The following is a 26,517-nucleotide window of genomic DNA, read 5'->3' on the forward strand; positions in this document are numbered from 1 at the left end:
TGTCTCCGTCCAAGTCTCCATCCTTGTCCGGATAGAACATTCGCGGGGCTTGCGCATTGCATTCGACACCATTCTGGGCGGCATTGCAGACGACCGTCCCAGTGCAACTCAGGTTGTTGCAGGAATTACCCTTCGTGGTGAAGGTCTCGTCAGTATCTCCGTCGCAGTTGTTATCTTTGTTATCACAAAGCTCCGGTTTGCCAGGTGCGACGCTAATGTCATCGTCTCTGCAGTCGAACGGAGGCCCCGAAGGATATTGCTTGTACTTCGCTCCAGGCGAGTCACATTGAACGGTGGCGCCTGCTCGCGGCACCCCGTCACCGTCATCGTCCAGATACCAGTTCTTGTCGAAGCCTTCGTCGGTACGCCCGTCACAGTTGTTGTCTTCGTTGTCGCAGACCTCGGTCTTGCCGGGAGCGATGTTCTCGTTGTCGTCCTTGCAGTCCCCGCCAACCGTCGCATATCCACGGACACCGGCCACTGGGGCACAGTGCTGGATCGCCTCGCCACCCACCCCGTCTCCATCCAAGTCCCGGAACATCGCAACCAGAGGCAGTCCCTCGTCGACCCCGTTACGACAGTTGTTATCCTTGTCGTCACAAACCTCCTGCTGCGAGGGGTTGCGCATCGCGTCCCCATCGTCGCAGTCGGTGCCGCCCTTCCCCGCCTCGCTCGAAACAGCGACAAACCCGTCCCCATCCGCGTCCGGGGTCTCAAGCTCCACGGTCCTCTTCGGCTTCGCCCCCGTCCCCGAGAGGTCGACCACCAGGCTTTTCTCATCCACCTGCTTGCCGCTGCAGCCCTGCTCGTGCGCGCGGACGGTGACTCGAACGTCCGTCCCCCACCCCTCCCGTAGGAGCACCGCCAACTTCAGCGGGGGTGCCTGATTCGCGAGCTTCTCTCCGTCAAAGGAGTGCGTCAGCACATTCTCCGCATTCGCTTCATCGACGGCCTGCATCACGATGCAGCCCTTCTTGAAGCTGGGAGTGTAGGCAATGTCGATGGCGACGTTCGCCTGCTCCTTGTCTTTGGAGCACGCGACCAGCAGCAACGGGAACAGGAATAGGGCTATGCGACGCATGGGGCCGCACTCTACCGCACCCCTCCGTCCCCTGGCGCTCTCCTCGTACTCCGCGCCCCCTTGCCGTCAGCCTCCCGGCAAAAGTCCCACCCTGCCGTCCCGGCTCCCCCTTCCCCCAGCATTCCAAGGTTCCGAGCGCCACATCCACGCACCCAGGGACACCAGGGGCCCTGCGGCCCCCGGCATCCCCAAGGCTGTCGCCTACTTACACGTGAAGGACCACCGACACGTGCCCGACAGGCACTCGCGGCCAGAGCCGCAGGCCGCCCCTCGGCCCTTCTTGTTCTGGCACTTGCCCGAGTTCAGCCCCCAGCCACAGTACTGGCTCGCACCACAGTGCGAGTCGCTGTCGCACAGGCAACTGCCCGTCGGATTCAGGTAACAGTCCGCGCTGCAACGGTCCGTCCTGCACTCCCTATCCGACTTGCACGTCTCCCCGTACCCCTTCGAATCCGGCGTGTAGCACCACCCCACCGCGTTCGCACACCCGCCACACGCCCCCGACTGGCACTGCCCATCCCGACTGCATGACACCCAGTCCGCCTTCTTCGGCACACAGTCGTTGTCCGCCGGATTCCCCGGCGTGTCCTTCTGGCAGTACCCCACCCCGCCACAGTCCTCGTCCCCGTTGCACACACACCGCCCCTTGATGAGGCTGCACAACACCGACGAACACTGCTCCGTCAGGCACTCATCGTCGAACCGGCACTGCTCGTTCATGTCCTTGCTGTCCGGCGCGTAGTGCTTCCCACACACCGTCGGGTACGCCGCCTCCCGGTCCTCCGGCTTCACCCACGCCGCCACCCCCGACGTGTCGATGTCGTTCGCCGGGTCCGCCATCCCCACCCGCGGCAACGCCGCCCGCTCCCACATCCGGATGAACGTCTCCGACGAGCCCGTCAGCCCCGCCGTGTTCACCCCCAGGTTCTTCAGGTCCTTCACCATGTCCGGCAACAACCCCACGTGCGCCAGACCCGCCTCGTCGAACGCCGTCCCCAACCGCCCAGGCCCCTGCAGCTCCTGCTGACGCGCCTGCGCGTCCGCCTCCGCCTCGAACCCCGCCGAGCACGCCCCGTGGTCTCCGAACCGCGGCCGCGTCTGCTGGATGAACCCGTTGAAGTCCGCGCCGAACGCCATCGGAACCTTCAACCCCTGACGGCCAAACTCGTACGCCTGCGCGAACGAGCGCGTCGACCCCTGGCAGTTGTTCGCCACGCCGGACTTCGTATACGTCCGCGTCTCGTCATGCGCCGTGCGCAGACCGAACATGCCGCCCGTGCGCCGCAACATCTGCACCACCCACGCCGGCGTCGTCTTCTCGTTCTCCGCCAGCTTCCCGTTCATCACCTCACGGAAGTGCCCGTGGCTCACGTACAGCGGGTAGTACTTGTTCGTCTCCGCCACCGAGTACGCATCCTGGATGCCCTTCTCCGACAGGTGCGCCAGGTCGATGAGCATCCCCTTGTCCATCATCGCCTGCACCAGCTGCCGCCCCTCGCCCGTCAGACCCTTCGTGTTCTTGCAGCTCCCATCCACGTCGAACCCCAACGTCATCCCGCCCACCGTCAGCCCACAGTCCGAGTCGATGTGACAGTTCTCCAGGAACTGCGCCGCCTGGAAGATGGCGTTGTGCGGCGCCGCGCCACCGAACCGGTTGTCCAGCTGGTGCACCGGCTGCAACGTGCGCACCCCCAACCCGTGGAAGCGCTCCAGCTCCGCTCGCCAGTCCCTCGTGCCGAACAGCTTGCTCGTCTCGATGGACAACACCATCGCCAGCTTCCCCTCGCCGATGATGCGTCGCGCGTCCGCCGGCGTCAGCGCCAGGTCCACCCAGTCCCGCGTCGCCGCGAAGTCGCGCGCCTTCTGCAGCTGCACCTCCACGTCCATCATCTCGTCGCACGCCCGCGTGCGGTTCTGCGGCGGCAACGCATCACACAGGAAGCCGTTGCTCACCGCCGACACCACCACCAGCGACATGCCGCCCTGGTGCGCCTGGCGCAGCCACCCCTCCCACGACTGCTGGTGCGCAATCGTGTCCCAGCGCGGCCACTCGCTGTTCGGGTTGCGCCGCCCGTCGTGCAGGCCCGTGTCGCCCTGCGTGCCCTCAATCTTGCCCAGGAACTCCGAGCCCACCGCGCCCGCCACGCCGAACAGCTGCGACAGCACCGGCACCCCGCGCAGGTCGATGTTCTTCGAGTTCGGACACAGGTTCAGCAGGTGGCTCAAGTCCATCCGCACCCGCGCGTGGTCGCTCTCCGGCCACCCTCCGTCACACCGCGTGAGCGCGTCCGTCACCGTGCCGTGGAACCAACCACCACCAAACGCCTCCTCGGCGAACATGTGGTGGTGCAGCTCCGCGAAGCCCGGCACGCCGGCCAGCCTCGCCGTCTTCTCTGTTTCAGCCTCCGCGGGTGACGAGGGGCTCTCGCCCTCTTCGACAGGCACGCAGGACAACGCGGATGCCATGACCAAGGTGGTACACCATCGCAGCAGACGCGGACGGGACATGGGGGACTCCCTTCAGGTGGAGATCCCCACTTAGCGACACCTCACACCCGGAGTTCAAGCCAGTCGACGCCATGCCGTGACTGACGCAACGCTGATGCACCGCGTCGCGAATCAGGGGCCCGCGGGCTCCGACACCACGGGGGCCTCGTAGACGGGCGGCACGTAGGCTGGAGGGATGTATGCGGTGGCTCGCTGTCGCAGCGCGGGGGAGGCGACGGCGAAGCCCTCGGGCAGCATGCGGAGGATTCGCTCCCTGCGGTGACGGGAGCCATCCAGCCGGCGCTCGAGCTCCGCGCGCTCCTCCTTCGTCTCCTTGTCCTGCGGGGCGGGACGCGCGGCCAGCGTCGCCAGGCGCTCCGTCACCGCCTCCAGCTCCCGGTCGATGAGCACCGGCTGGATGTTGCGTGTCTCCTTGCGCTTGCGGCCCACGGCGTTGTTCTCAATCCAGACGGGCAGCACCGCGACGTCGCCCAGCACCACCCTCGACTCCGGGCTCGGGCGCGTCAGGGAGACTCGCAGCAGCATGGAGTCTCGCTTGTCGCCGGCCACGCCCTTCTTCGGCTTGGGCGCGTGGAGATAGAAGCGGTCCTGGTTCGCCACCAGGTTGCCGAGCGAGAACGCGATGAGCCCTCGCCGTCCGTCCGCGGTGGTGTAGCCCTCCAGCGGCTGGAGCACGTGGGGATGATGCCCCACGACGGCCAGCGCCCCCGCGTCCAGCAGCGCCTGCCCCAGCTTGCGGTCATCCGGGTGCGGGCTGTCCGCGTACTCGACACCCCAGTGCACCAGGACGATGAGCGCGTCACACTGGGCCGAGAGCTCGCGCACCTTCTGCGTCACCTCGTCCGTCGTCAGGCCTCGGTGGAAGCGGTGCTGCGGGTACGGCACGAAGGCCACGTGCGGCGCCTCGGCGTCCTTCGGGTTGCTGAAGCCGTTGAGCCAGCGCGTGAAGGACAGGAAGCCCACCTTCATGCCCCGCACGTCCATGAAGACGGGCTCCCACGCGGCATCCCTCGTCGCGCCCGTCCCCGTGTGGCGCAGACCCATCGCATCCAGGTGTCGCAGCGTCTCCACCAGGCCCGTGGGGAGCTGGTCCCTGGCGTGGTTGTTCCCGGTGGACACCACCTTCACGCCGGCGCGAGCCATGGCGCGGGCCATGGCCGACGGTGCGTTGAAGAGCAGCTCGCGCGTCACCGCCTTCTTGTTGTCCGTGACGGGCGTCTCCAGGTTCAGGACGCCGATGTCCGCGGTGCGCAGCACGTCCGCGATGGGGCCGAAGATGTGGTCCCAGCCCTCGTTGTTGAGCGACGGCGAGGGCCCGCCCTCGGGAGGCTCGGCGCCGTTGCGCGCGTGCAGCTTCGCCACCGTCTTCACCTCCCCATGCGGAATCACATCCCCGCCGAACACGAGCTCGACGTGGGTGGGCGCGGCGGCGAACAGCACGGGGACCAACAACAAGACAGGCGAAGGCACGCCCACACCTTAGTCCAGCCCCACCACCCGCACGGAATCCCCCGCCCCCGCGGGCTCGACGCGGTGTTTCATCGAATCCCTCTCTTGGAGGATGAGAACAAGAAGGGCCTCTCGACCGACGTTTGTCTTCCCGGCCCGCCGCGCGTTCGGTGTTCTGCAGCCCCTGACGGAGCCCGTTTTCCGAGGGAAGCCCAGCAGGCAGGCATCAATCTATGGGCCGAAAACCTGTTCTGCGACCAATAGATTGGTGGTATCCTCCACGGCCCACGCATGCCTCGACAGAACCTGACCCAGGAGACGATTCCCCTCACAGTGACCCGGTCAATCACCACCCTGGGCGCCAACATCACTCGCGCTCGGCTTCGTCGCGGACTGAAGCAAGTCGACCTCGCGAAGAAGACAGGGCTGGCCCTGGGCACCCTCAAGCGCATCGAGGCGGGAAGTCCCACCACCGCCATCAGCGCGTACTTCGTGGTGTTGTGGGCCTTGGGGCTCGAGCGCGAGTTCGCGAATCTCGCCTCTCCTGACCGTGACGAGGAAGGAAAGACACTCGAAGCCGCTCGCCAACCCAAGCGGGCCTCTTCCTCGAGGAGCTTGGATGCCGACTTCTGAAGCCCTCCGCTGTTACGTCTACATCCAGCTTCCGGGTTCGCTCGACGTCGTCACCTGCGGGCTCTTCGAACAGAGGGACGGCGTCGGTCGCTTCGTCTACGGAAGGAGCTACCGGTCCAATCCCCTCGCCGTCGAGCTGGAGAAGTTCGACCTCCCCCTGGGCTCGAACACCTTCGAGACCGCCAGGCTCGGCGGCATCTTCGGCGCGCTGAGGGACTCCTCTCCGGATGCCTGGGGACGCACCGTCATCGAGCGTCAGCTCGGCCGCGCGGAACTCACCGAGGTCGACTTCCTCCTGCACTCGCCCGAAGACCGTGCGGGAGCATTGTCCTTCGGCGTCGACACCGCACCACCCGCGCCCATCCACCAGTTCAACAAGGTCCTCCAGTTGGACGTCCTCATGCGCGAAGCAGCTCGCATCGAGCAGGGCCTCGCGCCATCGACGCCCCAGGTGGACTCACTCATCCAGCCCGGCAGCTCCCTGGGTGGCGCACGGCCCAAGAACGTCGTCGAGGACGACGAGGGCCTGTGGGTCGCCAAGTTCCCCGCGCGCAACGACCGCTGGAACAATGCCGTGGTCGAAGCCGGCATGCTGCGATTGGCGCAAGAGTGTGGACTGCGCGCCGCCTTCGGCAGAGTCCTCTCCGTCGCCGGACAGGATGTCCTGCTGGTGCGTCGCTTCGACCGGGAACGCGTGGACGGCGGCGGCTACTTGCGACACCGCATGGTCAGCGCGCTGACCGTCCTACGTGCCGACGAGAATCCACTGGACCGCTCGAAGTGGTCCTATCTCCTGCTCGCGGACGAACTGAAGCGCTGGGTCGCCCATCCGGACCAGGACCTGCGGGAGCTGTTCTCCCGCATGGTGTTCAACGCGCTCATCTCGAATGTCGATGACCATCCGCGCAACCACGCGCTCATCGCCCCAGGCACGGCGTGGAACCTCTCTCCCGCCTATGACCTCACACCCGCACCCCAGGCCAGCATCGAGCGGGACCTGGCCATGGAGGTCGGGAGCACGAAGAACCGCCGCGCCAACCGCACCAATCTGCTCAGCGAGTGCGGTCGGTTCCGCGTGTCCCGTGACGAAGCGAGCCGGCTCATCGACCAGATGAAGGCCACCGTGTCCGCGCGCTGGCGTGACGTCGTGACGGAATGCGGAGGCACGGCGGCCGACCTGAACGCCATCTCACGCGCGTTCGACTACGAGGGTTTCGAGTACACCCCCTGAACACCTCCAGCGCGAAGGCCCGCAGGCCCACGCGCCGGAGGTCCTCCTCACACAGTCCTCAGTGGACCACGACGGAGCCGACGTAGGCGTGGTGCTTCGGGTGGCACTCGTCGCCGACGTCCTGACGCTTCAGCGCTCCCGTGAAGACCTGGTCCGCCTGCCCCGCCCGCTTCACCGTCACCGAGTAGGGCACCGGGCTCGCTTCCCCCGCCGCCGGGTGGAAGTTGGCCGCCTTCAGGCACACGTCGTACGTCCCCGCCGGCGGCGTCGTCCCCGCGGCCCAGGCCACGTTCTCCGGCCCCATCCCGCTCGCCACGTCCCCCTCGAACCGCCCCTGGTCCGTGGCAACGCCAGGCCCCGGGTTGCCGTAGGACACAATCTTCCCCGTCGGCGTCCGCACCACCAGGTCCGCGTCTCCGTCCCGACCCCACGTCGCCGTGAACCGCAGCGGCTCCCATCCGCCACCACCACCGCCCACGCACACGCCCGACGCGCACGTCCTCCCCGCCCCACAGACGTTGCCACAGCAGCCGCAGTTGTTCGGGTCCGACGACAGGTCCGCGCACACCGAGCCGCACTGGACCCTCGGCGACATGCAGCTCGCCGGATTGCACTCGAAGCCCCCCGGCGTGTTCACGCACTGCTCACCCGCCGGGCACGTGTCCATCCCCATCGCGCACTCGTCGATGTCCACACACGTGAAGCCATTGCCCGTGTAGCCCGGCCGGCACGTGCACGTGTAGCTGCCCGGCGTGTTCGCGCAGTGCGCGTTCGGCGAGCACCGCGCCGCGCCGTTGGTGCATTCGTTGACGTCATGGCACACGCTCGGCTGGCCCAGGCACGTGTAGCCCGGCTCCATCTGGCACGTGGCGCTACAGCCATCACCCGCCACCCGGCCTCCGTCGTCACACTGCTCGCCCGTCCCCACCATCCCGTCCCCACAGAGCCCTGTCCCCGCGCTCCCCGTGGCCTCCACCGCGTCCACCTGGTACAGCGACAGCACCGCGCCTCGCAGCGTCACGTAGCGGTAGGGCGCCGGCTGGATGTACGACACCAGCGTGGAGTGCGTCCCCAGGCCCAGGTCGAGCAGCTGCGCCTGCCCCGTCGCGATGATGCTCATGTCCGAGCGCCGGAACTCCACCTGCGTCACCACCCCCAGCGACAACCCCTGGTAGTAGATGCGCAGGGGCCCCGTGCCCTCCTCGCCCTGCCCCATGTCCAAGGTCAGCGCGCCGCCCAACAGGCTCAGGAAGCTCGCGGTCTGCCCGTCCGGCGCCCCCACCGCGTTCTGCGGATTGGCCACCAGCGTGACGCCACTCTGGACCACCGCGTTCGCGTAGTTCGGAGCCAGCGCCTGCTCCCGCGTCACCACGTCCTCCGTCGGCAACGTGTCTTCCTCGAGCCCGACTCCGCAACCACCCACGACGAATGCGAACGCCGCGCTCAACCAGCGCGACGCCGTGACACCACGATCGACCTTCATGTCTTGCTCCATTCCGCTTGTCTGGCTGGACGGAAAAAGCCCGCGTGCAAGCAGATGACGTCGGGGATTTCCGTCGCCCCCATGGAACGCATGATGGATTTTTCCTGCCGCGATTTTCCGCGAGCAGCCCCTCACGCCGTGCGCGAGCCGACATGCCAGCCGCGCAGGCCCGCCTGGGCGAGAGACAGTCGACATCCTCATTGAACCTTCGTCATATTCATAGACATGAGCACCAACATGTCTCTCTTTTCGAGAACACGGCAGACACATGTTTCTCGAAACATGACGACATGGTTCATGTCAGACCCACGGGTCCACCCGGAGACCCCTCCCGGATGGACCGCGTGTCTCAATCAAAGACAGACACGATTCGGCTCAGCGCCCGGCGTGACGACTCCGGAGCATCGCGCCCAGGAGGGCCAGCACGCCCCCGAGCAACAGCCCGCCACCGGTGGACGTGGCAGAACAGCCTCCCGACGACGTGTCCCGCGACACACAGGACACGTTCGCCGAGACGACGACGTCGTGCTCCTGGCCGTCCACGGAGACGACGTAGTGCTCCTCCTCGAAGCGCTCCTCGACCTGCCCCTTCCGCAGCGGGTCCTCGCGCTTGTCGTTGGCGAAGTAGAAGGAGACCTCCTCGTTCGGCAGGAGTTCCTCGTCACAGACTGTCGCGCCCTCACAGCCCGCCAGGGGCCAGCCCACCAGCGTCACGGGCTCGTCACAGGCATTGCGGATTCGGCTGGTGCCACACGTGGCGTAGGTGGAGATGATGAGGCACGGCTTCTCCGACACCACGCTCTGTCGCTCGGTGACGCAGTCACACGGCTCGCTCTCGGCCCGGGCCGGCCACGCCGAGCCCACCACCACCGCCGCCAACACCATGGACAGACCCCGGGGAATGAACGTCGTTCGCATCCTCGAAACCTCCGCCTCGAATGTCGGCCCCTGCGCGGGTTCGCATCCTGACCCCTCACGGAGCGCGGAGCCAGACATCGTTGCCCAGGGCAACCTTCTCCACCCAGACAGCCTGTCACCCGACGTCCGGCCCGGGTCCACCCAGCCCACCTGCCTGGCGCGGACCCGGGCCTCGTGTCACGGATAGCTGACGGACGCGATGTGGCCATCCTCGCCCGGGGCGCACTCGAAGGAGCGCGGGGAGACGGTCACCTGCCCGGTGATGACGAGGTCCGCCTGTCCGAGGCGTCGGACCCTGAGGACATAGGGCACCGGCGTCTCGGGGCTCGGGGCGGGAGAGAAGCTGACGGAGTACAGGCAGACGTCATAGGTCCCGCTCGGTGGCGTCCGTCCCGAGGCCCAGAAGACATTCTCGGGGCCCATGCCCCCCATGGCATCCACGTCCAGCTCGCCGAAGTCCGTCCCCTCGTCGGGGCCTCTGTTCGCGAAGAAGATGCGCTTGCCCGTCGGCGTGTCGACGGCGAGGTCCGCGTCCCCCTCCCGTCCCCAGGTCGCGGTGAACTGGAGGGTGCCCGTCCCCACGCACGTGCCCACCGCGCAGTTGCGGCCCGGTCCACAGGCGTTGCCGCAAGCGCCACAGTGGCTGTCATTGCTGCTCGGGTCGACACAGACGCCGTCACAGACGAGCCGCGGAGGCAGACAGGCCGGTGCCTCGCACTCGAAGCCGCCCGGCGTGTTGACGCAGACCTCCTCCGGCGCGCAGGTGTCGGTGCCGTTCGCGCACTCGTCGATGTCCTCGCACACGCTCGGCGCGGAGCCCTCGCACGCGTAGCCCGGCTCCACCTGGCAGACGCTGTCGCACCCATCCCCGGACTGCTGATTCCCGTCGTCACAGACCTCGGCGCCGCCCACGCGTCCGTCACCACAGAAGGCGTACCCCTCGGCCTCCACCGCGTCGACGCCGTACAGGCCGAGCACGGAGCCGCGCAGCCGCACATAGCGGTAGGGCTTGCCTGGCTTGGGGTTCAGCACCACCGCGACGTGCGTGCCCAGGCCCAGCTCCACCAGGTGCAGCAGGCCCGTCCCGATGAGCGCGCCGTGCGCATCGAGGAAGTCCACCTGCGCGACCAGGGCCAGCGACAGGCCCCGGTAATACACCCGCAGGTCGCCCATCTCCGGCTCGCCCATGTCCAGCAGGAGCACCGTGTTCAACACGGACACCAGCGTCGCCACCTGCCCATCCGGAGCGCCCACCGCGCCGTTCGGGTTCAACACCACGGCGCTCGTCCCCGGCGCCACCGCGTTCGCATACGGGTGCGCGGACAGCGCCTGCGCCTGGCCCGACTCCGGGCGCTCGTCAGGCGCGATGACATCACACGCGCCGAGCAGCCCCAGCCCCAACGCGCCCCACAACAAGACCGACGACCTTCCATCCAGACGATTCGCCACTTCGCGCTCCTGGCATCCCCCCGGAATTGGGGACGGCCATGCTGCTCGCCGTCCTCCGCGGGCCCCGTTGGACCCTGGGACAAGGCTGATGGATGTCGAACCCTTGGCCCCGCATCCCACCCCGCTGCCGCGCGACGCGGGCCCGCCCCAGCGCTTCCGCGGCGGGCCCAGGCACCTCACGTCACGGCGAAGGCTGCCAGCTGAAGGTCCCGATGCGGGCCTCGCTGTCCTCGGTGCACTCGAACGAGGCCGGCGGGGCGCTCAGGCGTCCGGTGATGGGGGAACATCCTGCCCGTTGCTGCGTATCCGCAGGGTGCAGTCCACCGGCGCCGTCTCGCCCATCGGCGGGTCGAAGCCCTGGGCGAGCAGGCAGACCACATACGTCCCGCGCGGAGGCGTCTGCCCCCGGGCCCAGAAGACCGCCTCGGGCCCCTGGCACTCGAAGCCACCCGGCCCCAGCCGCATCCTCCGCGCATCATCGTGTCCCTCGGCCCCCCGAGGAAGGCCAGGCCCGGCATGGGCTCACGGCCCCCAGGAGGGATGCGAGGCGATTCGGCCCCCGCGCCCGCGACAATCAAAGACACAGACGCCCCTGGGCCCGAAAGAACCCGGGGTCATCCATGACAGGCATTGGCGAGCGTCAGGTCTTCGTGCCGAAGAGCCGGTCGCCCGCGTCGCCCAGGCCCGGGATGATGTAGCCGTGCTCGTTGAGCTTCTCGTCCACCGCGGCGGTGTAGACGTGCACGTCCGGGTGATGCTCCCGCAGGTTGGCGAGTCCCTCCGGACAGGCCAGCAGACACACGAAGCGCAGCGAGCCGGGCTTGCTGCGCTTGACGCGCTGGAGCGCCGCCACCGCGGAGTTGCCCGTGGCGAGCATCGGGTCACACACCACCACGTCGCGGTCCGCCAGCTGCCCAGGCACGCGGTAGTAGTACTCCACCGGCGTCAGCGTCTCCGGGTCGCGGTACAGGCCGATGTGGCCCACGCGCGCGGAGGGCACCAGCTGGAGCATGCCGTCGAGGATGCCCTGACCCGCGCGCATGATGGCCACGAGCACCAGCTTCTTGCCCTCCAGCACCGGCGCGCGCATGGGCGCCATGGGCGTCTGGATGTCCTCGTCGCGGACCTTCAAGTCCCGCAGCGCCTCGTACGCCAGGAGCAGCGAAATCTCCTGGAGCAGCGAGCGGAAGGTGGCGGTGCTCGTCTCCGTGCGCCGCATCAGCGTCAGCTTGTGCTTCACCAGTGGATGGTCCACCACGGTGCAGTTGGGGAACTCCATTGCGTCCCTCCCTCGTCGGGCCTGCGGGTTTTCAGAACACCGTTCCGTCGCTGTCCACGCGGATGGGCGGCACGCCGCCGGGGCGCGCCTCGGCGGCCACCTTGCGCCCCGCCGTCCACGTGCCTCCCTGCAGCACCTTGCCCAGGGGCAGCTCCTCCGCGCTCATCCCCAGCCGGCCGCGCACCAGCGCCGCCACCCGGTCCAACAGCGCCACCGTCAGCGCGCGCCACTCGACGATGGGCTCCTCGCTCGGGCGCAGGGCCTCGCTCGTGAGCCGCGCGTCCCGGGGCACCAGCACGCCCAGGTCCACGAAGAGGCCGCCGTTGCGGTACTCGGGCAGGCCGGTGAGCCCGTCCAGCTCCACCACGCGCACGCCCGCCTCCTCCAGCGGCTCCACCAGCGAGTACGTCAGCCACTGGGACAACTTGTGGAAGGGCACCAGCGCCTCCACGCCCTCCACCGGGCCCAGCGCCGAGTGCGGCCACACGTCACCCAGGTTGACGGCGTCCACCATCACCCGCCCCGGCCAGATGGGCCCCAGCTGCTCCAGCACGTGCCCCAGCAGCTCCGAGGCGCGCACGCTCTTGCCCTGCGCGACCACCAGGTCGAACAGCGTCCCGGGCCGTGGCAGCACGCGCCCCAGGCCGTGCATCAGGTGCAGCCGGCCCTCGAGCCCATCCAGTGGATTCGACTCGGAGACCTGGAGCCCCCGCGCGAGCGCGTCGAGCGACAGCCGGCTCAGCCCCTCCGCGTCCGCGCACAGCGGCCGGGCCGGGTCCGACGAGAAGACGCCGTCCATGAACATGCGGAAGCTGGCCACCGCCAGCCCTTCCGAGCGCGCCCACGTCTTCCCACCCTGCTCGACGTAGCGCCACTTGGGGCCGCTGCCCGCGTCCAGCAGCACGCTCACCACGGCCAGGTCCAGCTTCGCCCGCGCGCGCTCCTCGGGCGACACGTCCTTCAGCCGCGCCTCCAGCTCCGCCACGCGCGGGACGCCGCCCGCGTCGAAGTGACGCCAGCGGCTGTGCAGCGGGATGTCCAGCGTGGGGTACGCCTCGCGCGTGACGGCCAGCACCGTGTCCACCACGGCCGACAGCCGCGCGGGCTCCACGTGGAAGTGCGTGAGCTTCCCGGCGAGCCCCAGCTCCAGCAGCTGGTGGCAGCGCTCACGGATGGCCGCGGGGGTGCGCAGCCACGCGACGGCCGGGGACACCTGCGTCCTCCCCACGGGCCGCTCAGACATCGAGGCCCCGTCCCTTCACCTGCGCCAGCCCCACCGCGTCCGCCACGGGGCCCTTGGTGAAGTAGCCCGCCGCCTTCTTCGCCTCCATCTCCACCTTCGCGTCGGCGGGGACCAGCTCCTCGGGAATGGGCACGCGCTCGAGGATTTCGATGCCCGAGCGCACAATCGCGTCGTGCTTCATGTCGCTCATCGACACGAAGCGGTGGATGCGGGTGATGCCCAGCCAGTGGAGCACGTCCGGCATCAGCTCCTGGAAGCGCATGTCCTGCACGCCCGCCACGCACTCGGTGCGGTGGAAGTACGTGGCCGCGGAGTCGCCGCCCTCCTGGCGCTTGCGCGCGTTGTAGACCAGGAACTTGGTGACTTCGCCCAGCGCGCGGCCCTCCTTGCGCAGGTAGACGATGATGCCCGCGCCGCCCGCCTGCGACGTGCGCACGCACTCCTCGATGCCGTGCGCCAGGTACGGCCGACAGGTGCAGATGTCGCTGCCGAACACGTCCGAGCCATTGCACTCGTCGTGCACGCGCACCGCCAGCGGGATGTCCTTGTTGGACACCGAGCGGATGTCGCCGAAGGCATACAGCGTGAGCCCGCCGATGGGCGGCAGGAAGACGTGCAGGTCCGGGCGCGTAATCAATTCCGGGAACATGCCGCCCGTCTGCTCGAAGAGGCCGCGGCGCAGCGCGCTCTCCGTCAGGCCGAAGCGCCGCGCGATTCCCGGCAGGTGCCACACCGGGTCCACCGCGGCCTTCACCACCTTGATGTCGCCGTTGGCGGTGAGCAGGTCGCCGTCCGGGACGAGCCGGCCCGCCTCCACCGCGTCGCGCAGCTCCGGCAGGTTGATGTGCGCGCGGGTGACGGCGATGGTGGGACGGAAGTCGACGCCCTGCTCGTAGAAGGGACGGAAGGCCTGCGGCGCCACCGCGCCCCACGGGTCCAGGGAGACGATGCGGTCCGGGTTGCTCCAGGACGGATGCGGGCCAATCTCCGCGGCGGGCGAGGTGTCCTTCAGGTCCGCGCGGTGGTCCTGCGGCAGCATGCCCGCGGCCACGGCGAGCGCGCGGTAGACGGCGTAGGAGCCCGCGTGCGTGCCGATGACGTTGCGGTGGCCGGGCTCGGTGAGCGTGGCCACCACGGGCCCTCGGCGCAGCGGCTCCGCCTCACCCCAGCGGATGGGCACGCTCGGCGTGTCGCCATCCGGATGCGAGGTGAGACGGATGGAATTGAAGGGCTTCTTGTCTGCCATGGGAGCGCCCTCCTTGCGGGCGCGACTGGAGCTCGTGCGAGGAGACGCTCAGCTCATCCACGAGCCGTCGGTGCGAGCCGACCACTTGCGGGTGACCTTCTTGAGCTGCGTCCAGAAGTCGAGGCTGGAGACGCCGGTGATGTCGCCGTGGCCGAAGCGCGACTCACCGGTGCCGCCGAAGGAGAACGGCTCGCGCGGGACGGGCACGCCCACGTTGACGCCCACCATGCCCGCGCGCACGCCCTCCACCGCCGCCTGCGCCACCGCGCCGCTGGTGGTGAAGATGGACGCGGCGTTGCCATGGGTGGACGCGTTCTCCACCGCGAGCGCCGCCGACAGCGTGGGCACGCGGATGATGGACAGCACCGGGCCGAACAGCTCGCGCCTGGCGGCCTCCATGTCCGGGCGCACGTGGTCCAGGATGGACGGGCCCAGCCAGTTGCCGCCGGCCCACGCCTCGCCCACCGGACGCTTGCCGCGCCCGTCCAGCGTGACGCGCGCGCCCTCGGTGGCCGCGCGGGCGATGGCCGCCTCCAGCCGCTCCACCGCGCCCTTGTCGATGATGGCGCCCATGCCGGGGCCCACCTCGAGCCTCGCCGCGCGCCGGGCGATGTCCTCGAGCAAGGGCTCGATGTCGCCCACCGCCAAGAGCACGCTGCCCGCCATGCAGCGCTGGCCCGCGCAGCCGGTGAACGAGTCCACCACGGCCTGCGCGGTGAGCTCCGGGTCCGCGTCCGGCGCGACGATGAGGTGGTTCTTCGCGCCGCCCAGCGCGAGCACGCGCTTGCCGCGCTCACCGCCGCGCGCGTAGAGCTGCCGCGCCACGGCCGACGAGCCCACGAAGGCCAGCGCCTTGACGTCCGGGTGCGCCACCAGCGCGTCCACCGTCTCGCGCGCGCCGTGCACGACGGAGAAGACGCCGGGGGGATAGCCCGCCTCGCGCATGAGTTCGCCCAGCGCGCACGCGGTGAGGGGCACCTTCTCCGACGGCTTGAGGATGAAGGCGTTGCCCAGCGTCACCGCGATGGGGAACAGCCACATGGGCACCATCGCCGGGAAGTTGAACGGGGTGATGCCCGCGACGATGCCCAACGGCTCGCGGCGCAGCTCACACGTGACGCCCCGGCTGACCTCCAGGTGCGCGCCGCTGTCCAGGTTCTGCAGGGACAGCGCGAACTCGCACACCTCCAGACCCTTGAGCACCCCGGCGCGCGCCTCCGCCACCGTCTTGCCCGCCTCGCTCGCGGCCAGGTGGGAGAGTCGATTCAAGTCCCGCTCCAGCAGGCTCCGGAAGCGGAACAGGGGCTGGGTGCGCTCGCGCGGCGACAGGTTGCGCCACAGCGCGGCGGCGGGGCGCGCGGCCTCCACCGCCTGCGCGACACCCTCCGCGGGCGTGAGGGGAACCCGGCCGATGACGGTGCCGGTGTAGGGGCTGCGGACATCGAGCAGCGTCGCGCCCTGCGGCACCAGCCACTCGCCTCCCACCAGGTTTCGACACGGAACGACGCTCTCGGGAAGCTCGACGAACGACAAGCGCACACCCCAGACATGGCAACGAGGACGTGCGCTTCATCGTATCCGCGAACACAGACATCACCGCAACCCACCCCGGCGCCGCCCGCCAGAATGCCGGGCGACTGTCCTGCACCCAGGCACTCCACCTGTCGGGAACAGGACCCGCCTCACGCAAAGACATCCGACACCGACTCCAATGCATGGCGTCATGGGCCGCGCCGCGTCATTCATTGACGGGTGCGGGCGGACTCAGGCGGCGGTGTTGTCTTTCACGCGCTCGCGCCGGGGCCCAACCACCCGCGGAGGCGGGCGAGGACGGCGGAGTCCTCCGCATCGTGGGGGAGGCCCAGGCGGCGCGACTCGGCATACAGCGCGAGCGCGTATTCGAAGCGCTCGGTGGCCATTCGCGAGTCGCCCTGCTCCAGGTGCAGCTCGCCGTCCTCGGCCACCAGTCGCGCGAGCACCTTGACCCGCATCGGGTCGCCCAACAGGCGCGCGGTGGACGCGGCGTCCACCATCAGCAGGGCCGAGTACTCCATCCCCAACGTGTCGAGCGCCGTCGAGCGGATGAGCGCCGCCGCCTCGGCGAAGCGCTTCTCCTGACGGGCCTTGAGCAGCCGCGACAGCGCGGCGGCGAACTGCTCGATGAGACGCTCGACGTAGTCCTTGCGGATGGACATGGCCCGCCCAGGCTCGCGCCTTCCGACGCGCGGACACAAGCGCCCCGGCGCCGTGGGCGTGTGCACCTGGATGAACCTCCGCGACAGGTGTGGCCTTCCCACATCACGGCCTGTGCTCCGACCTCGCCCGCGGGAGGAGAGGTCCTGGCGGACACCTCACATTCGGGAGGTGGGAGCCACGGCACGTCTGTCCTGGAGCAACCAGGCGACTGACGCGAGACGGCGAGAACCTCGGAGTCTGGAGGAGCTTGGGTACACTTGCAGGGAAGGGTGCGCCAGGAATGACCAAGAACGACACAGGCGACAGGGGCGAGGGCTCCGTCGGCACGGGCAGCGACGACGAGGGAACCGCCTCGCTCGTCCCGGCGCCTGCGGACGAGGGGACGATGTCCCTGGGCACGGGCGACAAGCTCGAAGGGCCCCTGTCCCTGGGCACGGGCGGCGAGCACGAGGGGACGATGTCCCTGGGCACGGGCGACAAGCTCGAAGGGACCCTGTCCCTGGGCGCCGGGAGCTCGGGTGCGGGCTCGGGCGCCCGCGGCGCGGGAGACCGGGACGTGGCCTCACGCTCCTACGGAACCGGGGACCGGGAGGTGGGCTGGAGCTCGCACGGTGACGACTCCGCCACGGGGCCCGACGAGGCGCGCCGCCGGGCGCCGCCCTTCTCCCAGGTGGGCCGGTACGTGCTGCTGCGCCGGCTGGGCCAGGGCGGCATGGGCGTGGTGTACGCGGCCTATGACCCGGATCTGGACCGGAAGGTGGCGCTCAAGCTGCTGCACCCGGACGGCCGTCACGACGAGTCCGAGGAGGCGCGGGCGCGGCTCTTGCGCGAGGCGCAGGCCATGGCGCGCGTCTCCCACCCGCACGTCATCCCGGTGTTCGACGTGGGCATGTGGGGCGATCAGGTCTTCGTCGCCATGGAGCTGGTGGATGGCGGCACGCTGGCGTCGTGGCTGAAGGAGTCACCGCGCTCGTGGCGCGAAATCCTCACGCGCTACGTGGACGCGGGCCGGGGCCTGGAGGCCGCGCACGCGGCGGGGCTGGTGCACCGCGACTTCAAGCCGGCCAACGTGCTCATCAGCCGCGCGGGCCGCGTGTACGTGATGGACTTCGGCCTGGCGCGCCCCATCGGCGAGATGCGCGAGGAGGACCCGCTCCCCGAGGAGACCCGCGAGACGCTCGCCTCCAGCCGGCGGATGCTGGACACCACGCTCACCGGACACGGCGCGCTGGTGGGCACGCCCAACTACATGTCCCCGGAGCAGTTCCGGGGCGCGACGTTGGACGGACGCACGGACCAGTTCAGCTTCTGCGCCGCGCTGTACGGCGCGCTCTACGGCGCGCGCCCCTTCGACCCGGGGAGCGTGAAGGCCTACGTCGTCTCGAGCATGGGCGAGACCTCCCAGCGCACCGAGTCGCTCGCCACGCCCGCGGGGGCCCTGGCGACCACCGCCACCCGGCCGCCGCCGCTCGCGGTGCGCGAGCCTCCGCGCGACTCGAAGGTGCCCGGCTGGGTGCGCGACGCGGTGCTGCGCGGCCTGTCGCTGGAGGCCGACGCGCGCTTCCCCTCCATGTCCGCGCTGCTGGAGGCCCTGTCCCAGGAGCACAACAGGCTCCAGCGCCGCCGGTGGGTGACGGCGGCGGGCGCGCTGGGCACCACGCTGGCGCTGACGGCGGGCGCGGCGTGGCACCAGTCGCGGACGTGCGTGGACGCGGGCGCGCAGATGGACGCGGCGTGGTCACCCTCCACGTCGGAGAAGCTGGCCACCGCGTTCGAGGCCACGGGCCGCCCCTTCGCGAAGGCGATGGCCGAGCGCGTGACGCACGCGCTGGGAGACTACGCGCAGGCGTGGAAGCAGCAGCGCGTGCAGGCCTGCGAGGCCACCCAGGTGCAGGGCGTGAAGCCCGAGGAGCAGCTGGACCGGCAGTTCGTGTGCCTGGAGCGCCGGCGCAAGGACTTCACCGCCACGGTGTCGCTCTTGTCGAGCGCGGACGCGGCGATGGTGGAGAAGTCGCTGGACGCGGCGCTCGCCCTGCCCGCGTTGGGGGAGTGCGAGGACGCGGAGGCGCTCGCCTCGGCGCAGCGGCTGCCCACCGACCCTCGGCGCCGCGCGGACATCGAGGCGCTGGAGGAGAAGCTCTCCCACGTGCGCGCGCTCATGGACGCGGGGAAGCACCCCCTGGCCCTGGAGGCGGTCAAGCCGCTGATGGCGCCCATCGAGGCCACGGGCCATCTGCCCTTGCGCGCCGAGGCGCGGTACCTGAACGGCTGGCTGCTGGAGCAGACGGGGGAGTCCACCGAGGCCGCGAAGCTGCTCTCACGCGCCGTGTTCGACGCCGAGGCCGGCCACGCGGACCGGCTGAAGGCGACGGCGCTCAACAAGCTGCTCTTCGTGGAGGACGGGCTGCGGCACTTCGAGCCCGCGGCGCGCTGGGGCGAGCTGGCCGAGGCCACCCTGGAGCGCATGGGCGGAGACCCGGTGCTGCTGGGCGACGTGCGCGTCAATCAAGCCAACCTGGCCATCACGCAGAACCAGTTCGACGTGGCCAAGGCGCGCGTGGAGGAGGCCCGCGCGCTCTACGCGAGGGAGCTGCCGGAGGAGCACCCCAAGCGCGCGCGCACCACGTTCCTGCTCGCGCACGTGGTGAACTCGCTCGGCGACCCGGCGCTCGCGCTGAAGCTGATGGAGGAGGCGCTCCAGAAGACCACCGCCGCCATGGGCCCCCAGCACCCCGACGTGGCCCGGCGCCACGGCCTGTTGTCCATGACGCTGCGAGAGCAGGGGCAGGACGACAAGGCCCTGCCCCACGCGCAGGCGGCGGCGGACATCTTCCAGGCCCTCTACGGCGCGGACAACCTGAAGCTGGCGGAGGCGCTCGACGAGGTGGGCATGTGTCAGCTCGCCCTGCGCCGCTTCGAGGACGCGCTGAAGACGTATGAGCGCGCGCTCGCGATGAAGCAGAAGGTGCTGCCCCCCGGCGACGACAAGCTGCAGTTCTCCCTGGACGGCGTGGGCCAGGCGCTGCTCGGGCTGGGCCGCGCGGGCGAGGCCGTGAAGCCGCTGCGCGAGGCGGTGGGCTTCCCGTCCGTGCCCCCGGACGCGCTGGCGGAGTCCGGGTTCGCGCTGGCGAAGGCGCTGGCCCAGACGGGACAGGTGCCCCAGGCGCGCGAGGAGGCCGCGCGGGCCAAGGGGTGGTTCACGGAGGCGGAGCTGCCCGAGCGCGCGGGGGAGGTGGACGGGTTCCTCGCCTCCCTGCCCGTGGAGAGGAAGGCCGCGCGGCCGGTGCGCGCGCTGGTGCGTCCCCGGAAGAGGTGACACGCGTGGAAGGTGGCACCCCCGCCGGGGCGTGCTACCGTCCGCCCCCGTGTCGCTGCCGCCGGACGAGGAAGAGGCGAACCTGGATGCCACGGCCACGCTGACGCGCGGACGGGCGGGTCAGGTGAAGATGGTGCTCCGCATCCTCTCGGGTCCGGACTCCGGCAAGGTGCATCCGCTCCGACAGGGCACGCACGTGGTGGGCAAGGCGCCCACGTGCGACATCATCCTGGCGGACAAGGCCGTCTCCCGACAGCACCTGCGGCTGGAGGTGCATGACGAGCACGTGGTGGCCACGGACCTGGAATCGCACAACGGCTCGTTCTGCGAGCGGCTGCGCTTCACGTCCCTGGAGCTGCGCCCCGGCTCCGTCATCACCCTGGGCACCACCGAGCTGAAGCTGATGCCCGAGGACACGCGCGAGCGCGCCGTCCTGCTGTCGGACAAGGACCACTTCGGGGCGCTCGTCGGGCAGAGCCGCAAGATGCGCGAGGCCTTCACGCTGCTGGAGCGGCTGGCCCCCGGCGGCGCGGACGTGCTCATCCAGGGCGAGACGGGCACGGGCAAGGACCTGTGCGCGGAGGCCATCCACCAGCAGAGCCCGCGCAAGAAGGGCCCGTTCGTCATCGTGGACCTGGCGGGCGTGCCGGGCACGCTCATCGAGAGCGAGCTGTTCGGCCACGTGAAGGGCGCGTTCACCAGCGCGCAGACGGACCGCGCGGGCGCCTTCGAGCGCGCGCAGGGCGGCACGGTGTTCCTGGACGAGGTGGGTGAGCTGCCGCTGGAGCTGCAGCCGCGCCTGCTGCGCGTGCTCGAGCGCCGGCAGGTCAAGCGCGTGGGCGCCAACGACTACCTGTCCGTGAACATGCGCGTGGTGGCCGCCACGCACGTGAATCTGGAGCAGGCGGTGCAGCAGGGGAAGTTCCGGCGGGACTTGTTCCACCGGCTCGCGGTGCTGCGGGTGAGCCTGCCGCCCCTGCGTGAGCGCCCCGAGGACATCCCGGCCCTCATCGACCACATGCTCAAGCAGACGGGCCGGGCGCCCAGCGCGCTGTCGGTCCAGACGCGCGCGCTGCTGGCGCAGTACCCCTGGCCCGGCAACGTGCGTGAGCTGCGCAACGTGGTGGAGCAGGTGGTCAACCTGGGCGAGGAGGCCCTGCCGGAGCTGGAGTCCTCCGGCGAGGCGGGCGCCAAGGTCGAACTGGACCTCCCCTTCAAGGAAGCCAAGGAGCGCCTCATCGAGGGCTTCGAGCGCGACTACCTGAAGAACCTCCTGGAGCGTTGCGAGGGGAACATCTCCCGGGCCGCCCGAGAAGCGGACATTGACCGTGTCTACTTGAAGAAACTGCTGCGCAAGCACGACCTGGATACGGGGCGGGACCCTTAACGCGGAGGGACTTTCGGGTTAGAGTGGGATGACGACGTACCCCTATTGTCCCTGGAGGCCCCCCCGTGCGAATCCCCCTCTCTCCGACCCTGGTGAGGACCCTCGAGCAGCCACGCGTCGACGTGGCGACGACGCCGGGGGCCGCATCCTCCGGGACGGGCACGGCGACGGCTCCCGAGGTGACGCCGGTGGAGGCGCCCTCGGACGCGTACGGCGCGCAGGAGGCCCAGCTGAACGAGTGGGCGCAGCGCTTCGGGGCGCTGGCCAACGCGGTGGGCACGGCGTCCGCCGCGACGCAGCCCCAGCAGGTGGCCTGCGTCGCGGACCTGAGCTCCATGAAGGTGCCCCAGCTGGGCGGCCCCGCGGAGGGCTCGCCGTCGGTGCTCCAGCAGACCAAGGACTCCAACTGTGGGTCCGCGGTGGCGGTGATGCTGGGCAAGGACAAGGGCACCACGGGCGCGAAGCCGTCGACGGCGACGGAGACGATGGACGCGCTCGAGTCGCGCTTCACCAACGGCGACGGGACGACGCCGCACGAGCTGTCCAACATGATTGCGCACGAGGGCGCGGAGGTGACGCAGGCCTCCGGCTCCTTCGACAAGAAGCTGATGGATGACGCCCTGGCGCGCGACGGCAAGGCCGCGGTGCTGGTGGACTCCAACAAGGTGGACCCGAACGCGAAGGACGCGGGCAAGGGCCGCGCGCACTGGGTCACCGTCGATGGCAAGGACGCGCAGGGCAACTACACGGTGAAGGACCCGGGGACCGGCAAGAGCGTGAAGATGGACGCCGGGGCGCTCGAGGACGCGGTGAGCACCGCCTGGAGCGAGCACAACGGCGGCGGCATGCTCGTCGTCGAGCAGGCCGCGGGCACCACCGAGGCCGAGCGCGCGCAGCGGGGCGGCGAGATTGCCACCGCGCTGGGCAACTCCGATGGCGGCGGCTCCCGCAAGGCGGCCTTCGCCCGCGAGTCCTCCTGAGCCGGGGGCCTCACCCGGGCCGCGCGTCACGCTCGCCGCGAGCGCTGGCGGACTGACGCGCGGAGCAGGACCCGCATGGAGCAACCTCGTCCACGGGCGTCTCTCTTCAGACGAAGAGCAGCTCGACGGCCTGGAGCCGGAGCAGCTGCTTCGCCAGCTCCTGAACGCGCTCCACCTCCGCGTCACCCAGTGGCTTTCGCAACGCGAGCTTCAAATCCGTGGAGGCGCGGAACAACAGCGTGCGCACCTGCGCGTTGCTGAGCATCGGGTTGAGCGTGCGCAGGTGGCCCACGAGTGAGCCCAGCTGCTGCAGCGTCAGGCCGGCCACCATCACCTGCGTGGCGCTGCCCTCGTCGGCGAAGCGCGCGACGGCGAGCTGGCCCGGGGACAGCAGCAGCGAGCGGGTGAAGTCCGGCTCGCACGTCAGCTGGAGCCGGGCACACTCGGCCACCATCGGGCCGGTGTCGTGGCCCTCGATGACGGTCTGGATGCGGGCCGCGTCGTAGCGGGTGAGCACCGCCTCGTACGCCGCGCGGACCTGCTTGCCCGGCTCCGAGCGCTGGAACACGTCGAAGGCCAGGTGGATCTCCTCGCGCAGCAGCTCGAGCAGGTACGCGTCATCCACGTTGGCCGGCACCCCGAGCACCTCGGTCAGGAAGGCCCGGTCCTCGGGCGTCCCGGCGGCCACCGCCCAGAACTCGAGCGTGATGGAGCTCTCGCTCATCATGATGGGCACGGTGACCACGCCCTGATGGCGCCCCGGGGCCTGGACGAACTGGGAGAGCTTGGCCTCCAGGTCGGCGTAGCCTCGCATCAGCCGGTCCATCACGGCGGCCCGCACCCTCGCGCGGCCTTCTCGCGAGGCCGGCGTCTCCTCGCGAGGCGCGCGCTCCGCGATGTCCTGCTCACGCGGAGCCTGTGCGGAGGAGGACTCTCGCGCGGACTGCGGCGTCGGCGCGGGCGCCTGCGGCTCGGCGCGCGGGGACTGCTGCGCACCGGCGGGCGTGGACATCGCCGCCTGTGCGGGCTTCGCCGCCATCCCCGTGGAGGTGCCCGTCGGGGGCGCCGTGCCGAGCGCCTCGGCGCCGCCCTGGGTGAAGCCCTCGAGCCCGCCGGAGCCGCCGCGCTGGGCGCCGGCGTCCATCCCGTCGCGGTGGACACCCCCCTGCGCGCCCTGCTGCGCCTGTTCACCCTCGGCGGGGCGGGCGCCGGTCTTCCCACCCGTCGCGGGCTTGCCGCCGGTGCCCTTCGCCTGGGTGGACTTGTCCGACTTCTTCGCCTCCGCGGGCTTCGCCTGCTCGCGCGCCGCCTCCTCCCTCGCGGACCGCGTGGGGACTCCGGGACGGGGGGCATTCTGCGGGAGGCGGACGCTCATGGAGGGACACGGCCGGCGCGCGCGGCGCCGGTGGAACTCAGGTGAGGTTCTTCATGCGGACGACCAGGTTGCTGTCACCGCTGCCCAGCGTGCTCGCGTCGTCGGTGGGGATGACATAACCCTGGTCCGCGCCGACGTGCTTGCGGAAGAAGTCTACCACCGCCGGGTCCTTCACCTCCGAGGTGGTGGTCTTCTTGATTCCATACACCGACCCGTCCTCACCTCGGGCCTTCACCGCGTCCGGCGCGGAGGCGAGCAGGTTCTCCAGCGTCCCGGACGTCCGGCCACCGCTGACGGGCTGCATCGTCATCGCGGTGTTGTGCCCCTCGATGTAGCTGACGTCGTAGTAGGTCTTGCCGAAGCCCCCGTCGAACTTCACCTCGCCGAGCGTGGCGTTCTTCCCGTCGCCCGACGTGCTGCGGAAGTTGCCCGACCACCCCTCGGGGAACTTCACCGTGCGGTTCTCGCCCGGCTGGAGGGTGACCGTGTCCACCGCCTTCTCACCCGCGTTCGGGGTGAACTGGATGGTCATCGGCTTGTCGCCGTCGTTGTAGAGCGAGAGCGTGTTGCCGTCCCTCTTCGCGCCCTGCGAGTCGGAGACCTTCTCCTTCGCGCCGACCGCCTCCGCGCCGGCGGCGGGCTGGCCGATGGAGGGGGCCGCGGCCTTGCTCACGGCGGACGGGGCCTGGGCACCGAGGCTCGGGACCTGCTGCGGGCCCGCGGAGGGGGCCTCGGCGCAACCCGCGAGCGCTCCCGGACCCGCGAGGCCGTCCAGCGGAGGCACGCCCGTGCCGCCCTGCGCGCCCCCCAGCGGGGGCACGCCCGTGCCGCCCTGACCCTGGGCGCCACCGAGCACCTGCGCCAGCTCATTGAGGGCCTCCAGCTGCGAGGCGAGCACCTTCACCAGCTTCTGGAGTCCCTCCGCGCTCTTGAGGCCGCCCGTCTCGAAGCGGTCCTTCTGGAAGAGGGACTGGGCCGAGGGCGCGTTCATCGGCGTCGGCCGCGCCGCCTGCGACACCGACTCGGCGCGGGACGACAGCGAGGGCGCGACGGGGGAGACAGCGGAGCGGGAGATGGGGGAGAGCGCCATGACGAAGTCCTCGGGAGCAGGGCTGCGAGGGCTGAACCAGGTCAGCCGATGCACCTGCCTTGAGCACGGCGTGTGCCAGGGTCCCCGGCTTCCCTACCTCGCGCCAAGCCCCTGGAATCACGGCGGAAGCCAGCGATTCCAGGGCCAGGAAAGGCGCGCTCCTGATGACCGCCGTCGAGGGCCTGATGACCGGTGTCATCAGGGCGGCGGCCACCGGATGACGGCTACTTCAGGCGCAGCACATAGGCCTCGAGGAACACCGTGGGCAGGTTCATGTCGCCCTCGGGCGCGCGCACGTAGCCGCGGGACATGTACATGCGCGCGACGCCGACGGCGCCGCGACGGACGTGCAGACACACCGCGTCCACGCCCCAGCGCCGGGCCAGGTCCTCCGCGGCGTCGAGCAGCGGTCGCGCCAGGCCCTGGCCATGCACCTTCACCGCGGTGGCCAGCCCCCGCAGGTCCGCCGCGCGAGGCAGCCACGCCTCCGAGCTCGGCGCGCCGGGAGGAAAGAGGGCCACGGTGCCGATGACCTCGCCCTCGAGCTCGGCCACCAGGAGCGAGGCAATCTTCCGTCGAGAGGCCACGTCGCGCAGCTCGCGCTTGCGCTCCTCCGTGTAGACCACCTCCGGCAGCTTCTTCGCGTACTGGGTGATGAAGGCCTCGACCAGCAGCTCTCCCACCACACCATCGTCCTCGGGCCGAATCTCTCGGATGACGGCCCGCCCCACCACGTCCTGGGTGCTCATGCCCCGAGCCCTTACCACGCGTGGCGCGTCACTGTCCGGGGCGCGTCCGACGACGCACCGCGAGTCCTCGGCCCGCTCACCGCGCCGCCCTCGTCAAGCTCGCGCCCGGCGCCGGTGAGCATCGCCACCCGGAGGACGCGGTGCTTCGCGAAGCGCGCTTCGCGCTTGTGCATCGCGTTGCGCATTCCGCGCGTCCCAGGGGTTGTCATCTCGCCGGGTTGCCGCCGGCACATCCCTTGCCATTGGGGCCACGCAACCATGAACCTCCACTCGTTGCGTCACGGCGTCCTGAGCGCACTCGTCGCACTCCCCCTCCTCGCCCACGCCCAGGAGGACGCGCCGCCCTCGCCCTTCCTCGACGCCGCCACCGAGGTCGAGGTCGACCGCTGGACACGGTCCTTGAACCTGGCGATGCGCGGACAGTCGTTCTCGTTCGACGAGTCGCCCGCCGGGTTCCCCCTCCTCACGGTGAGCATGGAGCAACAGCTCTTGCGCTACCTGTCCCTGTACGGGGGCCTGCACTTCACGGTGCGCCTCGACACCTTCGGAGGGCAGGTGGGCACCCGGGTCTTCTTCAGCCAGACCTTCAACGAAGGCGTCTTCGTGTCGGCGCAGGCCAGCCACTCACTCATCGAGGTGGACTCCCGCACGGACGGCACCCGCACCTCATTCGGCGGGCTCGTGGGCTATTCGCATGCGCTGGGCCGACGGTGGCTCATCTCGGCGGGGGCCGGCGCACAGACCACCCGCACCCGGACAAAGACCGAGCCGCCTCCGAGCTCCTTGGGGCCACCCTGCATCCTCTATTGCAAGCAGGCGGCGCCCGCGCAGGAAGAAGAAGGTGTCTCGAAGACGGAGTCCGTGGAGCCCGTGCTGCAACTGGCGCTCACGCTCCGGTTCTGAC

Annotated in this window: 22 protein-coding genes; 6 read left to right on the forward strand and 16 right to left on the reverse strand. The window is 70.2% G+C overall.

Translation table 11 applies throughout. The features are described 5' to 3' along the window. From LXT21_RS31315 to LXT21_RS31325, 3 genes are all read right to left on the reverse strand, one after another. The coding region (locus LXT21_RS31315) for a putative metal-binding motif-containing protein (RefSeq protein WP_254041882.1) at nucleotides 1-1,081 on the reverse strand (1,081 nt) is incomplete at its 3' end. Between the two features lie 201 nt (nucleotides 1,082-1,282). Next, complete coding sequence (locus LXT21_RS31320) at nucleotides 1,283-3,547, reverse strand: membrane dipeptidase (RefSeq protein ID WP_254041883.1); 2,265 nt, start codon at nucleotides 3,545-3,547, stop codon at nucleotides 1,283-1,285. Between the two features lie 153 nt (nucleotides 3,548-3,700). Beyond that, entirely contained in the window at nucleotides 3,701-5,059 is a 1,359-nt protein-coding gene (locus LXT21_RS31325; protein WP_254041884.1) for a CapA family protein, read from the reverse strand. A gap of 312 nt (nucleotides 5,060-5,371) precedes the next feature. Here LXT21_RS31325 and LXT21_RS31330 point away from each other — a divergent pair, with 312 nt between their 5' ends. Both LXT21_RS31330 and LXT21_RS31335 read left to right on the forward strand, forming a co-directional pair. Beyond that, entirely contained in the window at nucleotides 5,372-5,671 is a 300-nt protein-coding gene (locus LXT21_RS31330; RefSeq protein WP_254041885.1) for a helix-turn-helix domain-containing protein, read from the forward strand. Further along, nucleotides 5,658-6,902 (forward strand): type II toxin-antitoxin system HipA family toxin, encoded by a 1,245-nt coding sequence (locus LXT21_RS31335; protein ID WP_254041886.1) that lies wholly within the window; start codon nucleotides 5,658-5,660, stop codon nucleotides 6,900-6,902. Before LXT21_RS31330 ends, LXT21_RS31335 begins: the two co-directional genes overlap by 14 nt. Before the next feature lie 58 nt (nucleotides 6,903-6,960). Here LXT21_RS31335 and LXT21_RS31340 read toward each other — a convergent pair whose 3' ends face one another. From LXT21_RS31340 to LXT21_RS31380, 9 genes are all read right to left on the reverse strand, one after another. After that, nucleotides 6,961-8,385, reverse strand: a complete 1,425-nt coding sequence (locus LXT21_RS31340) for an EGF domain-containing protein (RefSeq protein WP_254041887.1) — start codon at nucleotides 8,383-8,385, stop codon at nucleotides 6,961-6,963. A 375-nt stretch (nucleotides 8,386-8,760) separates the two neighbouring features. Continuing rightward, on the reverse strand, nucleotides 8,761-9,303 hold the full coding sequence (locus LXT21_RS31345) for an MXAN_0125 family MYXO-CTERM protein (protein ID WP_254041888.1): 543 nt from the start codon (nucleotides 9,301-9,303) through the stop codon (nucleotides 8,761-8,763). Between the two features lie 177 nt (nucleotides 9,304-9,480). After that, nucleotides 9,481-10,752: a DUF4215 domain-containing protein gene (locus LXT21_RS31350; RefSeq protein ID WP_254041889.1), complete on the reverse strand. Its 1,272-nt coding sequence runs from the start codon at nucleotides 10,750-10,752 to the stop codon at nucleotides 9,481-9,483. A 261-nt stretch (nucleotides 10,753-11,013) separates the two neighbouring features. Next, on the reverse strand, nucleotides 11,014-11,217 hold the full coding sequence (locus LXT21_RS31355; protein ID WP_254041890.1) for a hypothetical protein: 204 nt from the start codon (nucleotides 11,215-11,217) through the stop codon (nucleotides 11,014-11,016). A gap of 175 nt (nucleotides 11,218-11,392) precedes the next feature. Next, nucleotides 11,393-12,031, reverse strand: a complete 639-nt coding sequence (gene upp, locus LXT21_RS31360; RefSeq protein WP_046710324.1) for a uracil phosphoribosyltransferase — start codon at nucleotides 12,029-12,031, stop codon at nucleotides 11,393-11,395. A gap of 31 nt (nucleotides 12,032-12,062) precedes the next feature. Beyond that, complete coding sequence (locus LXT21_RS31365) at nucleotides 12,063-13,274, reverse strand: URC4/urg3 family protein (RefSeq protein ID WP_254041891.1); 1,212 nt, start codon at nucleotides 13,272-13,274, stop codon at nucleotides 12,063-12,065. Beyond that, a complete protein-coding gene (locus LXT21_RS31370) occupies nucleotides 13,267-14,520 on the reverse strand; it encodes a GTP cyclohydrolase II (RefSeq protein WP_254041892.1) in 1,254 nt (417 codons plus the stop codon). The genes LXT21_RS31365 and LXT21_RS31370 overlap by 8 nt, the downstream gene beginning before the upstream one ends. 48 nt (nucleotides 14,521-14,568) lie before the next feature. Continuing rightward, nucleotides 14,569-16,053, reverse strand: a complete 1,485-nt coding sequence (gene mmsA / locus LXT21_RS31375) for a CoA-acylating methylmalonate-semialdehyde dehydrogenase (RefSeq protein ID WP_254041893.1) — start codon at nucleotides 16,051-16,053, stop codon at nucleotides 14,569-14,571. Nucleotides 16,054-16,304: 251 nt separating this feature from the next. Further along, nucleotides 16,305-16,715, reverse strand: a complete 411-nt coding sequence (locus LXT21_RS31380; protein ID WP_254041894.1) for a hypothetical protein — start codon at nucleotides 16,713-16,715, stop codon at nucleotides 16,305-16,307. A gap of 281 nt (nucleotides 16,716-16,996) precedes the next feature. Between LXT21_RS31380 and LXT21_RS31385 the strand changes: the two genes are divergently transcribed. From LXT21_RS31385 to LXT21_RS31395, 3 genes are all read left to right on the forward strand, one after another. After that, a complete protein-coding gene (locus LXT21_RS31385) occupies nucleotides 16,997-20,032 on the forward strand; it encodes a protein kinase domain-containing protein (protein WP_254041895.1) in 3,036 nt (1,011 codons plus the stop codon). 49 nt (nucleotides 20,033-20,081) lie between these two features. Next, nucleotides 20,082-21,419 (forward strand): sigma 54-interacting transcriptional regulator, encoded by a 1,338-nt coding sequence (locus LXT21_RS31390; RefSeq protein ID WP_407667077.1) that lies wholly within the window; start codon nucleotides 20,082-20,084, stop codon nucleotides 21,417-21,419. 65 nt (nucleotides 21,420-21,484) lie between these two features. Further along, nucleotides 21,485-22,399 (forward strand): hypothetical protein, encoded by a 915-nt coding sequence (locus tag LXT21_RS31395; protein WP_254041896.1) that lies wholly within the window; start codon nucleotides 21,485-21,487, stop codon nucleotides 22,397-22,399. A gap of 106 nt (nucleotides 22,400-22,505) precedes the next feature. Here LXT21_RS31395 and LXT21_RS31400 read toward each other — a convergent pair whose 3' ends face one another. From LXT21_RS31400 to LXT21_RS31415, 4 genes are all read right to left on the reverse strand, one after another. Continuing rightward, nucleotides 22,506-23,774 carry an ICP22 family protein gene (locus LXT21_RS31400; protein ID WP_254041897.1) on the reverse strand — a complete coding sequence of 423 codons (1,269 nt, stop codon included), beginning with the start codon at nucleotides 23,772-23,774 and terminating at the stop codon, nucleotides 22,506-22,508. Nucleotides 23,775-23,811: 37 nt separating this feature from the next. Then, nucleotides 23,812-24,864: a glycoside hydrolase 64/thaumatin family protein gene (locus LXT21_RS31405; RefSeq protein WP_254041898.1), complete on the reverse strand. Its 1,053-nt coding sequence runs from the start codon at nucleotides 24,862-24,864 to the stop codon at nucleotides 23,812-23,814. 224 nt (nucleotides 24,865-25,088) lie between these two features. Next, nucleotides 25,089-25,613, reverse strand: a complete 525-nt coding sequence (locus tag LXT21_RS31410; RefSeq protein ID WP_254041899.1) for a GNAT family N-acetyltransferase — start codon at nucleotides 25,611-25,613, stop codon at nucleotides 25,089-25,091. Nucleotides 25,614-25,624: 11 nt separating this feature from the next. Then, the gene (locus tag LXT21_RS31415) at nucleotides 25,625-25,786 is read right to left on the reverse strand and encodes a hypothetical protein (RefSeq protein ID WP_254041900.1); all 162 of its coding nucleotides are present in this window, start codon (nucleotides 25,784-25,786) and stop codon (nucleotides 25,625-25,627) included. Nucleotides 25,787-25,871: 85 nt separating this feature from the next. Here LXT21_RS31415 and LXT21_RS31420 point away from each other — a divergent pair, with 85 nt between their 5' ends. Then, nucleotides 25,872-26,516 carry a hypothetical protein gene (locus LXT21_RS31420; RefSeq protein WP_254041901.1) on the forward strand — a complete coding sequence of 215 codons (645 nt, stop codon included), beginning with the start codon at nucleotides 25,872-25,874 and terminating at the stop codon, nucleotides 26,514-26,516. The last annotated feature ends 1 nt before the right edge of the window (nucleotide 26,517 follow it).

The organism is Myxococcus guangdongensis, assembly GCF_024198255.1.
Lineage (GTDB): Bacteria > Myxococcota > Myxococcia > Myxococcales > Myxococcaceae > Myxococcus > Myxococcus guangdongensis.